The sequence below is a fragment of the Undibacterium sp. Di24W genome, assembly GCF_049340325.1.
Classification (GTDB): Bacteria; Pseudomonadota; Gammaproteobacteria; order Burkholderiales; family Burkholderiaceae_D; genus Undibacterium.
In genome coordinates this window covers 659,158-671,073 of the sequence record NZ_JBMPOP010000003.1, presented here as the reverse complement: position 1 = coordinate 671,073, position 11,916 = coordinate 659,158, and the positions used below count along the sequence as shown (strand labels likewise).

Here is an 11,916-nt window from a genome sequence, read left to right as displayed (position 1 = left end):
CATTTCTGCGGGAGGCGAACTATAGCAAGCACAGCTCCTTTTTGGCAAGCCTTATTTGGATAAACTGAATAAATTATATAAATCTCCCAGCGATGACTACTTATCAGTGTCTACTTATATTAACGAAACTCTGAGGACAAAAGAAAAACGCCCCAAAGGTGGGGCGCTCTAACATCAATCAAAAATACAAATTACGCTTGAACACGCAGAGAAAAATCCACTGCCCTAACATCCTTAGTGAGTGCACCAATAGAAATCCGATCAACGCCAGTCTCGGCAATCGCACGAACCGTGCTTAATTCCACCCCACCAGAAGCCTCAAGCAAAGCGCGACCATTATTAATCGCCACGGCCTCACGCATCATAGAAGTATCAAAGTTGTCCAATAAAATTGAGCTTGCACCAGAATCCAATGCCAACTGCAACTGATCCAAGGATTCAACTTCAATTTGCACACTAATTTGTCGGTCGTACTTTGCAATAACCTCACTAGCATTCTGCAATGCTGGAACAATGCCGCCGGCAGCAGCAATATGATTCTCTTTAATCAGAATGCCATCATACAAAGCCAAACGTTGATTTCTTCCACCACCAACACGCACAGCATATTTTTGAGCCAAACGCATTCCGGGCAAAGTTTTACGCGTATCCAAAATCGCAGCAGAGGTTCCTTCAATTAACGCTACATAACGACGCGTCGCAGTAGCAACACCCGACAAAAGCTGCAAAAAATTAAGTGCACTACGTTCAGCGGTTAATAAACTACGCGCCGGCGCCTGGATTTTGCATACAATAGTATCGGCGCTCATCAGAGCGCCTTCCGCATATTGCCAATCAATTACAATAGAGCTATCAAGCGACAACATCACAGCATCAAACCAAGGCGCACCACAAAGCACAGCTTCTTCACGCACAACGACATGTGCAATAACTTTCGCATCGATTGGCACCAACTCACCCGTTAAGTCACCACTACCGACATCCTCACTCAAAGCAAGTGAGACGTTAGCATTCAGCGCATTAGTCAAATCCAAATCAAAAGGGGTAAACGCATTTTGTAAATTTGTACTTTTGAGACTCATAGCATCCTTAAGCTGGACCAATACCAGAAAATAATTTTCCATCTTGCGCTAAATCACCACTTGCTTTGACATTGGTTTTTCGCGCTGCTGCAAAATCTAACATGCGATCAATTGAACGCTTCGCCTGCTGCCCAATTACTGGGTCAACCTGAATTTGATTCTCGCCAGTCTCAAGCACATGCAAGAGATTACGCAGACCATTCATTGCCATCCATGGGCAATGCGCACAACTCTTACAAGTAGCGCTATTGCCAGCAGTCGGAGCAACAATAAATTTCTTACCAGGCGCAGCCATCTGCATTTTATGCAAAATGCCATTATCAGTTGCCACAATAAATTCATGCGCATCCATCGTTTTCGCCGCATTAATTAATTGCGACGTAGACCCGACCACATCCGCCAAAGCAACCACCGCAGCGGGTGATTCTGGATGCACCAAGATCTTCGCAGCAGGATGAGACTCCTTCAGAATTTCTAACTCAACCCCTTTAAACTCATCATGCACGAGACAAGAACCTTGCCACAACAACATATCGGCGCCAGTCTGCTTTTGAATGTACCCACCCAAATGTTTATCCGGCGCCCAAAGAATTTTTTTTCCTTGCGCATGTAGATGTGCAACGATATCCAAGCCAACACTAGAAGTCACCATCCAATCAGCGCGCGCCTTCACTGCCGCACTGGTATTCGCGTACACCACAACAGTACGATCAGGATGCGCATCACAAAATGCCGCAAATTCATCAGGATCGCAACCAAGATCCAAAGAACAAGTCGCATCTAAATCAGGCATTAGGATAGTCTTTTCAGGACTAAGGATTTTGGCAGTCTCACCCATAAATTTAACGCCAGCGACAATCAAAGTCTTAGCAGCATGATCGCGACCGAAACGCGCCATTTCCAAAGAATCAGAAACACAACCACCAGTCGCCTCTGCCAGATCTTGCAAGTCGGCGTCGACATAATAGTGCGCCACCAATACTGCGCCTTTTTGCCTCAACAATTCAGCAATGCGCATTTTCAGCTTTTCTTTTTCTTCTGCGCCAGGCATTTCTGGCACGCGCGCCCATGCAGAAGCTGTACAACTACTTCCCTCTTCCATCTGAGGGCGCTCAAATTCAATAACTTTGGTCGCTTCCATATCAACTCTTAAAGTGAAAACTATTAGTTTAACAGTTATAAAAAACAGGCATAAAAAACCCACGCGTCAAACGAGAAACCAACTCGAAAATCAATATGAGCTATTGTGACAAGATGGCATCGAGGTCAAACGCTACCAAACCAAAAAATCGTCATATATCCGGAACATCAACGACAAGAGAATGAAGATTCATCAAAATTACTGCGATTAACCAATATCACCTAATCCGCCCCTCGAATACACTGTGATTTTGCAGCTATTTTAACAGACGCTGTAGGACAATCCTCCCCCAACAAAGTGAGTAGTATGTCTTGCCATGCGCAATCGCACTCTAAACTAACATGCCGCTCATGCAAATAATGAACCAGCAATAGACCTACCAGAACATGACCAATGAAGCTAAGGCTAGTTGTCCACTAACAAAGCAAAAATCAAAATATCGAAAAAACTAAATGACTAAACAACGAAACGATCATAGCAACTAAGTCAAATTAAATGTTACATTCCAATGATCAACACAGCCAAAACCGCACTAGACTAGGTATCGCGATCCTTATGATTCAAGATTTCGAGTAAATTTTTAGAGCAAAAATTAGTGAAGGGAACGCGATTAATAGACAATTTAAGGCGCGAATTTTACTCTATGAATCTGGCATCTCATTTTCACAGTGATTTAATTTTGTCTCAACACGGAGTTAGGACTAGCATCATAGCGTCGCGCAAAGTAGCGTTGCCATGCAACCGACTAACTGGACATATCTCTTCACTGTTTCTTTGTTATTTAGGACGGGGGAAATACAATGCCAATGCAAACAAATACTCGAATTAAATCCAGCTTGTTTTGCACTCTCACCATAATCCTAAGTGGATGCGGTGGTGATACCACCAGTACAGCACCGCCGCAATCACAAAGTATATACAGCGCAGCGCCAGTCAGCGCTAACACCGTAAGTTTTAGCGGAAAACGATCAAACTACCAGATTTACCGAGGAATCTCTGAAATAACGGTAATTGATAAGGTCGGTAACGATGGCAGCAAAGACGTGAGCCAAGCTTCGACCTTGCTATTCACCGACATCAAAGTTAGCTTGACGATAGGCACCGATGCCAAGGCAATTCCTGACGCCCAGCTGCAGTCCTTAATTGAGTTATATATTGCGTTTTTTAATCGTGTTCCCGATGCAGAAGGAATGACCTATTGGATTAGCCAACTCAAGGCTGGCCAAAGTCTCGCAAAAATTGCGGAAAGTTTTTATAACGCCGGCGTTCAATTTTCGGATGTAACGGGTTACACCGCCAACATGGCAAACGCGGATTTTGTCAAACTCATCTATGCCAATGTCTTAGGAAGAACCGGCGATACAGCACCCGACACAAGTGAAGTCGGCTATTGGGCTGGCGAGCTCAATAGCGGACGTCAAACGAAGAGCAGCTTGATCTCCACCATGCTAACTTCTGCCCGCAATTTTGTTAACGATCCTAAATATGGCTGGGTACCTGCTTTACTTAATAACAAAATCAGCGTCGGGCGTTACGTCGCGATCGAACAGGGTGTGACTTACCTCAATGCGAACGACATTATTTCCAAGTCGGTCGCTATCGCCGCTGCAGTGACACCGACCGATATCGCGAAAGCGAAAAACTTACTCGGTAGCGGTGATACGCAATTTAATCTAACGATTGCAGCAACGCCTTTGCAGTCCATGCGTGCGCCTCAGGTATCTGACCCTCCAGTCCCAACATTCACTATACCCAATATCCTCGGCACATACCGCGTAACAAATGATCCCAACAATAACTGGTCGATAGGAAGCATCGCACTCAAGTCTGGCTCTACCTCGACCTTAGTGTGGACCAACCAAGCTGGCAGATCTTGGGACCTAACACCCGACTTTAATAAAAATGTTTTAGTAACGGATAGCAGCAATCCCTATCAAAATTTAAATAACGGTCAAAACTTCATCTTGGAATTTCAAAATGGGAAAGTCATCGGCTTCAATTTTATTGGAACATCTTATTTGCTAGATAGTGCCAATGTGATCAACATTACCCCTTACCTCACCTCCTATTTCGTTACGAACGTTGATGCCACCACTGTACCGCCGGGGTTCACCTATGGCTTCAGCATGTACACAGCTATCTGGCCATTAATTGACAGACCAATACGCGGTTTTGGCGCGGGCTTACCTGGAACATGGCTGATTCCGAATAACGATGACTTTTTCCAGCCTCTGCTTCCACCTGATAATTTCATGCGCATAGGCACACCAAATTCTCAAGATTATTATCGTTATTGGTTTCAAACCATTGAAGGCAGCGGCGCCTATTGGACCGCGACACGTTTTCCATCAGTGCAACCCAAATATCGTATCAACGGTACACCAAACGGTTATATCGATCAATTATCCGCGCCCGGTTGGGAGTTTGGTGCAAATGCAGTTGATGCAAGCTCTGCCAAAAGCGGTGGGCTACCGATGGGAAGTAAAGGCGTGGCGCAACTCAGCAATCGCCTCCTAATGCCACCAGATGGCTTGACCTTCAAGCTTGGAACTGCCGGTGAATTTTTTGGTATTGCATGGATGGCATTGCCACTGACCCAAGCCAAAACCGGTACCAACCCAGTCGGCGATCAGAGTTGGACCTTCTTCGTCAACTCCACCAATTTCAAAGGGCCGGCAGCGTTCTATGTACCCGACGTCTGGGAAGTATTGGCCAAGTCCTACCCAACCGTGCTTGGCCGCGGACTCGATGTTCGCCCAGGTAAAGTCGGCAACTTTGCCATGGAATGGGGCGCAATCACCTTCTATCAAAGTAAAGATAAGAATGGCATCGACTATGTCAAACTGCCGCGCATGTCTTTTCCAACTGATGCCAACAACAACAGCTACCTCGTCGCCGATTTCACTTTGTATTCGGGTACGGCATTATTTACACCGTTCAGCGATTGGCTAAGCAATGGCGCATCGATCTCGGGCAAATTCGTCGCTGCAGGTGCCATCAAACCAAGCTTAACTGCTGGCCCAATCTACATGCACTCGCAAGACAATCAAGTCATCATGACCAGCGAAGGCGGCCTCAAAGATTTGATCGTCCCTAGCATCATCAAGACACCCGGTGGCGGCAGCGCATGGACGTTTCAAATGAAAGGCAGCTCAGTCAATGGCGTGTATCCTGAATATTTCCAAAAAAATGGCAGTGTGATGCGACCTATACCCGAGTCACAAGTACCAGATGAAACCAGACTCAAAGGCTTGAATTTCCCAATTTACGCAGCAGCAGATCAAAACGGACTCGCCTACACTTCACCCACCAGCTGGAGCACACCTGCCGCGCAATCGGGTCCTTATACAGTAGCCCTAAACGATGGTTCTACGGTCACCTATTCCTGGTACCGCTTCGTAGATCAGCCTTCATTGCAAGGATTTGGCTGGAGCGACGCGGAAAAAAATCGACTTCAGGCCATCGTAGAAAAAATCCACGCCAATTGGAAAACCAATACAGAATTTATGGCACCACAAACTATCGGTGACCTCGCAACATTAGACAATGCACTTATGGTCACCCCGCCGAAAGGATTGGAAATTGGCTTTGTACCGATCGTGACTAAACAGTCTAAATAAGCACCACCCAATTGTTTGTCACAGATGTATTGCAAGTTGAAAGCAGTTTCGGCTTATTTTGCTTTTTTATTGCCGTGCCATTGAGCATTTACCCCCTCTCGGGAGTATCTTTTTACTGAGATTGATTTAGGTACGTTAACACCAAAATAAATACCCGGCAACTCATTGGATGTAAATGGACGTTAAAAACCTTTAGGCGACAAAAAACCCGCGTTCTCATAGTGAGTAAGGCGGGTTATTGGACTTCTTTGGATCTCTTAAAACATACTAATGGTGCCGAGGCCGGAATCAAAGTAGGCCAAAAAACCCCTATAAATCAATGACATTGCTTTTCGACAAAACACAAGTACCGTCACTGATACCGTCAAAAATAAATGTACCGCTAAAACAGTATCAAAATCCTGGTTTAAGCAGGAAATTAAACCCAAATTTAACAAATTGCGTTTATCCGCCGCACCGGAACGCAAAAATAAGATCCGCAAAGTTCCTGCGTCAGATAAACCTTATTGTGTCGAACCGACGATAGGTGATTTATTGGGGGGATTGTATCGTATGTTGTGAGGTTGATACTATTGAATTGATAAAAAATAACGTCAGGGAATGCACCTCCGAATTGAGGTAGCATGGTTGTGACGTTTTTTTGGTGCTTTTTAAATCGTCGGAGTACTAGCATTACCTCCCTTTTTTGACGTAGCAATACCATTGCCGATCTATGGCCCCCAAACCGCTGGCATTGAGTGGACAGGGGGCATTCGGTGTTGGTGCATGCGTACCTGGGGCTTGAGTTCCTGCACATTTGGTTTAATCTGACTTGCTCAAGGACAGAACTTGATCAGATGCCAGGTTGGGCTGAACAAGCAAACTGATCCCACTTACCCCAATCTCACACACTTTATTCATGGTCATGAATGTCATTTTGTTTGTTGTGCACTATCACTATCTGAAGGAGCGAGAGAATGGCTCAAATAGGCAATGTACAGGGCAATTGCGATGAGCACTGCTGCCACTGCGAAGGTCAATCGCATACCGGAAGCAACCGCATTAGGGCTCGCCGTCATCATGTTACTTGTTCCAGACCCGATTGCAAAAACCGCCCCCATTAACGATGCGCCGGTAATTAGCCCCAAATTACGCGACAGATTGAGCATGCCGGAAATAACTCCGCGCTGGTCAGCTTGAATATTCGTCATCACCGCAGTATTGTTTGCCGCCTGAAACAGCGCGTAACCAGCCGTAATCACTACTAAAGGAACGATGTAGCCAGGAATACCGAAAGTAGTCGGCAGCATAGGTAGGATAGAAGCGCCAACCAACATACTAATCAACCCGGCGATACTCATACTATGTGCGCCAAACTTGTCAACGACTCGCCCAGCTGGGACGCCAGTGAGCGCAGCCACTATAGGGCCGGATGACATCACGAGTCCGACATGGGCTGCATCGAGTCCAAGCGCACCTGAAAGATAGAACGGGCCAACGACCAACGTGGCCATAACCACGGCCGTCACTAAGGTACTCATTGCGAAGCCCCCACTTAACAAAGGATTGCGAAACATCGCCATGCGAATCAAAGGTGACGCAGCTTTCTTTTCTGCGAACACAAATAATCCTAAACCGAAAACCGCAACAAATATGAGTGCCACATTGATTGCACCAAAATTGCCACGCCCTATTGTCATGGCGAGTGCATAAGCAGCTAGCGTTAGCGCCAACAAAAATGTACCCAAATGGTCAAATCGCGCACGGTTTGTGTTCGATGTTGGACGGTCAACAGGAAGAAACCGATACGTAAGAACCAAAGTCAACAAACCCAAAGGCAAGTTGATAAAAAAAATCGATCTCCAACCAAAGCTGCCAATCATGACGCCACCAAGTGTAGGGCCGAGCGCAGTGCCGACTGCCGACATAGTGCCAAGCAAGCCCATGGCACTACCCGTTTTTTCTTTTGGAACCGCCTCACCTACGAATGCCATGGTCAGCGCCATCATGATAGCAGCGCCCAAGCCCTGCACTGCCCGAGCAGCAATTAATAGCCATAATGTAGGGGCAACCGCACACAGGACAGAGGCCAAGGTGAACAGGGAGATTCCCGCAAGTAGTAAACGGCGACGCCCAATCACGTCACCCAAACGTCCGACACTTACTATCAGGGTGGTAATGGCAAGAAGATAGGCGAGGACAACCCATTGGACTTGCTGGAAGGAAGCATTAAACGAGTGTGCCAATGTCGGCAAACCAACGTTGGCGATGCTGGTACCGAGAGAAGATAACAACATGGAGAGCGAAAGACTAGCTATTGTCCAGCGAACTGTGGAATCGAGCCGCTCGTTCGTAGCCACCACTGATCCTGCTGGCTCGTGTTTTGGTAGGGTAGTTTTCAATTTAACCTCTGCATGATTGGTGAATGGAATTCAGATCTATGCAAAAGATACGCCCTCAAATAACGTGGCGGAAGTCGCACCATTTGCATTGTATTGATGCATGATGCGCCACCCTACCCTCATATCGATTGATACGCCGTCCCAACGATACCTTTTCTACAGTCCCAACCTATAAGCAATCGACTATAAGTGCTGCTCTAGCTTTATGACATTAAGCGCAGACGTCAGAAGAAAGAAGCAGGTCTCACCTGTCTATTTTTCAGCCGGCAGACACGGCTCACACGAGGATGCGGTAAATCGTCGTTCGCAAATATTTTTCACTTCCGCTCTTGATAGACCAGCTGGAACTTCGTCTTTAATTCCGCCTCTATAGTATTCACAGCTTGCCGATTTTATGAAGGTTTCTGGATATTGATTGGTGACCGCTCCAGCTTTGCTTCGAGTGAGGCGCGCGCCATTCGTGTCAGCACGTAAGTCCAACATTTCATCCTCTTGCCACAACTGGAGGGCTGCTGTTCCAGTAGGTCCAACACCAAAGAATACTTGCTGTTTTTTCTGATTATCGAGTGTGAGAGCAATGTTATCCCCTTGGTCAAAAGTGATGTAACCACCTCGTTCGACACCTGTACGGTCATAGAGCATTATGCCGGCCACGCCATTGTTTAGGCCGCCTCGCGAAAGAGTCTTGCCATCAATGATTGCTGGGGGAATGTTCCCTCCAACTCTAGCTCGAACGACATTTTTATCATCCACAACCACTAACTCTCTAACAGTAATCGAAGGAATAACCGTTTGAGCCGCAGATTTTGTTAGATTCGCATACGCAGTGCCCCCGACACTAGCCAAAGCGACGCCGATCAGCACGAAATTTTGCCAATGAAGGCGACGTTTCAAACGATCATTCTCAGCTTCACACGCCGAAATTCTTGAAAGAAGTTGTTCTTGCATATGGGGTCCTTTAAAGTATATTGGTGTAACTAGTTTCTATGGAATCGTCACTCTTTGAACGACTACTGCTAAATGACTTGAATTGCGCGAAGAAATTTTATTCATGGTTGATCCAAGATCATCAATTCAGCGGCGTATAGGTGGAAAGTAGCGCTTACAAAGGCTTCACCGATTTTGCGGCCGTTGAAAGTATTGTTAATGTAAATGACCCTCTTTTACTTGCAACCGTACTAAAGTATTGTTTATCGTTCGCTTGATGTTTTTTGTTCTCGGCTCATGTGAGTGAAACTGATTAGGGCAGTATTCAACATCGATCAACACAAACTTTTTTACGAATGCATTCAAAGTCGATTCGCAGATGGCGTCAAAATGACCAGCGCGCATCGTAAACACAGTTGTTCAGCGAAATGACGCGCAGGTATCAAGAACAATACCGCGTAACCAGCGGTGCGCCGGATCTGTGTGAAACCTAGGATGCCAAAGTAATGAAACAGTGAACTCTGGCATCGTGATCGGAAGCGGAAAACTAAACATTCCAGATCGAAGATTTCCAGTATGCCGTTCAGGAACGGTGGCGATCAAGTCAGTGGAACGCGCAAGTGCTAGTGCGGTCGAAAAACCACCGACGATTGTGGTGATCTCCCTTTCCAAATTATGAAGACTCAAAGCTTCATCAATCAAACCTTTTTCATTGCCACGCAATGAAACACCGATGTGCCTGCCGTTCGCATATCTGAGGGGCGTTATTTCACCTTTACAAAGTGGATGTCCCTCTCGAACGACACCAATCAAACGGTCACGTAGTAATGCTTGGGCACGCACTTCAGGACCCATCGTATTTCCTACAATACCTGTCTCCAGATCGACAGTCCCATTGCGCAATAAAACACTATCCTTGTCCAGTTTTTGTACGAAACATAATCTTACATTAGGCGCTTCCTCCGCGACGCGAAGCAGTAAGTTTGGCCCGAAGTTCTCTACAAAACCTTCGCGTGTTCTTATCGTAAATGTTTTGACGAGCTGTTTGAGGTTAAGGTTCTCTGTAGGTCGCAGAACTGCTTCTGTATCTTGAACAAGCTGACTTACTCTCTCTCGAAGCTCCAGCGCTCTGGGCGTCGGCACCAAACCACGACCAGCTCTCACCAAAAGTGGGTCGCCCGTAGTCTCTCGCAATCGCGCAAGCGCACGGCTCATCGCAGAGGGGCTCAGTCCAAGTCGTTTAGCTGCACGCGCAACACTCCCCTCCTCCAAAACGGCATCGAGTGTGATGAGTAAGTTGAAATCAGGATGTGTCATGAATTCAGTTTAGCACAGCCAATATTAATCAATACCGCGTCAAACGCACATATATAGTGCAAACAACGCGCCTCAATCCGCATCAACATTGGTGGTAATTTGCTCAGTTATCTGATTGGAGGTACCTCATCGCTGAAACGTACCCTTGTAGCGCCAAGCGCATGAATAAAGTGCAAATCGTGCGGCTTCCGCCGTACAAATCGAAATGATACCTTGCACATCACTCCATTTTGCGAGTCTCCCAATAAACAGAGGTTATCGTGCAGTCATTCATTTCAAAGCAAATTGTAGAATTAGTTGAAAGTGTAGTATGAAAAAAAACTACAAAAACACTTCTCCAATATTCTTCCTAGCGATCGTCGCAGTCGCAGTTGTGTCGGGATGCGGTCCATCAAAAAATGTTTCGTCCGGAGCTATTCCCCAAATAGCAACCGTTACAGTAGCAGCACCCGAGAGATCGATGGTTCAGGATACTCTGGATTACACAGGACGAATCGAGCCATCACAGCGAGTTGAAGTGCGTTCACGCTTATCTGGCTATTTGCAAGCGATCAAATTTCGCGATGGACAGCAGGTCAAGGCAGGAGACCCGCTCTTTGTGATTGATCAGCGCCCCTTTGCTGTCGCACGAGACCGTGCGCAGGCAATCATGGCACAAGCCGTCGCACGCCAAAAACTTGCGGCAACCCAACTCACTCGCGTCACACGTCTACATCAATCTGGCGCATCAAGCCCAGATGAACTCGATCGCACTCGCGGTGAGTTTGAAGGTGCCCAGGCAGCTGTGCTATTGAGCCAAGCGGAACTGCGAAGCGTTGAACTTGAACTGTCATTTGCGACTATTAGATCACCTATCACTGGCACCGTATCTGATCATCGTGTCGATATCGGCAACTACGTTGTGGGCGGCACTGCTCAAGGTGGGTTGCTCACAACGATCATAGCGCAAAGTCCCGTGCGCGCCGTGGTCGATCTGTCTGAGGCTGACTTCCAACGTTTACACCAGCAAAAAAAGTTCCCTGATCGTGCGCAATTACGGTTTGATGGGACTACCAAAACCCAAATAGGCACAATCGATTTTATCGATAACGAAATCAATGCCCGGTCCGGTACTGTGCGTCTCCGCGCGAGCATCTCAAATGCAGACAAAGTGATTAAGCCGGGCACTTTTGCACACGTTCGCATTCCCGTTGGCACGCCTGAGGAAAAACTCCTCGTACCCGATTCCGCTATACAAAGTGATCAAACTAAAAAGCTCGTGCTCGTCGTTGATGCGAATGGAAAGGTCGCGCCCAAGCGAGTTGAATTGGGCGGGCTGTTTAATGGTAAGCGTGTCGTATTGTCCGGATTGTCAGTGAATGACAAAGTCATTGTGTCTGGTGCTCAGCGCGTTCGCCCAGGAGATAGTGTCAAACTCTCCGCGCCCGCCGCTGGCGCATAAGAAGGAG

7 protein-coding genes are annotated in these 11,916 nt (G+C 46.8%); 2 read left to right on the top strand and 5 right to left on the bottom strand.

Annotated elements, in window-relative coordinates:
* Positions 1-191: 191 nt before the first annotated feature.
* Both nadC and nadA read right to left on the bottom strand, forming a co-directional pair.
* Positions 192-1,082 carry a carboxylating nicotinate-nucleotide diphosphorylase gene (nadC, locus tag ACO0KZ_RS09185; protein WP_422994847.1) on the bottom strand — a complete coding sequence of 297 codons (891 nt, stop codon included), beginning with the start codon at positions 1,080-1,082 and terminating at the stop codon, positions 192-194.
* Between the two features lie 7 nt (positions 1,083-1,089).
* Positions 1,090-2,223 (bottom strand): quinolinate synthase NadA, encoded by a 1,134-nt coding sequence (gene nadA, locus ACO0KZ_RS09180; protein WP_422994846.1) that lies wholly within the window; start codon positions 2,221-2,223, stop codon positions 1,090-1,092.
* Positions 2,224-3,023: 800 nt separating this feature from the next.
* Between nadA and ACO0KZ_RS09175 the strand changes: the two genes are divergently transcribed.
* Complete coding sequence (locus ACO0KZ_RS09175; protein WP_422994845.1) at positions 3,024-5,843, top strand: DUF4214 domain-containing protein; 2,820 nt, start codon at positions 3,024-3,026, stop codon at positions 5,841-5,843.
* A 911-nt stretch (positions 5,844-6,754) separates the two neighbouring features.
* Here ACO0KZ_RS09175 and ACO0KZ_RS09170 read toward each other — a convergent pair.
* The 3 genes from ACO0KZ_RS09170 to ACO0KZ_RS09160 all read right to left on the bottom strand — a co-directional run bounded on the left by ACO0KZ_RS09170 (position 6,755) and on the right by ACO0KZ_RS09160 (position 10,468).
* Positions 6,755-8,224: an MFS transporter gene (locus ACO0KZ_RS09170; protein ID WP_422994844.1), complete on the bottom strand. Its 1,470-nt coding sequence runs from the start codon at positions 8,222-8,224 to the stop codon at positions 6,755-6,757.
* 252 nt (positions 8,225-8,476) lie between these two features.
* On the bottom strand, positions 8,477-9,172 hold the full coding sequence (locus ACO0KZ_RS09165) for a hypothetical protein (RefSeq protein WP_422994843.1): 696 nt from the start codon (positions 9,170-9,172) through the stop codon (positions 8,477-8,479).
* Between the two features lie 399 nt (positions 9,173-9,571).
* On the bottom strand, positions 9,572-10,468 hold the full coding sequence (locus tag ACO0KZ_RS09160; protein ID WP_422994842.1) for a LysR family transcriptional regulator: 897 nt from the start codon (positions 10,466-10,468) through the stop codon (positions 9,572-9,574).
* Between the two features lie 310 nt (positions 10,469-10,778).
* Here ACO0KZ_RS09160 and ACO0KZ_RS09155 point away from each other — a divergent pair, with 310 nt between their 5' ends.
* Entirely contained in the window at positions 10,779-11,909 is a 1,131-nt protein-coding gene (locus ACO0KZ_RS09155) for an efflux RND transporter periplasmic adaptor subunit (RefSeq protein ID WP_422994841.1), read from the top strand.
* The last annotated feature ends 7 nt before the right edge of the window (positions 11,910-11,916 follow it).

Excerpts from the sequence above, each read along its gene's own strand:
- nadC (WP_422994847.1), bottom strand. The coding sequence starts at position 1,082 with ATGAGTCTCAAAAGTACAAATTTACAAAATGCGTTTACCCCTTTTGAT.
- nadA (WP_422994846.1), bottom strand. The coding sequence starts at position 2,223 with ATGGAAGCGACCAAAGTTATTGAATTTGAGCGCCCTCAGATGGAAGAG.
- ACO0KZ_RS09175 (WP_422994845.1), top strand. The coding sequence starts at position 3,024 with ATGCCAATGCAAACAAATACTCGAATTAAATCCAGCTTGTTTTGCACT.
- ACO0KZ_RS09165 (WP_422994843.1), bottom strand. The coding sequence starts at position 9,172 with ATGCAAGAACAACTTCTTTCAAGAATTTCGGCGTGTGAAGCTGAGAAT.
- ACO0KZ_RS09160 (WP_422994842.1), bottom strand. The coding sequence starts at position 10,468 with ATGACACATCCTGATTTCAACTTACTCATCACACTCGATGCCGTTTTG.
- ACO0KZ_RS09155 (WP_422994841.1), top strand. The coding sequence starts at position 10,779 with ATGAAAAAAAACTACAAAAACACTTCTCCAATATTCTTCCTAGCGATC.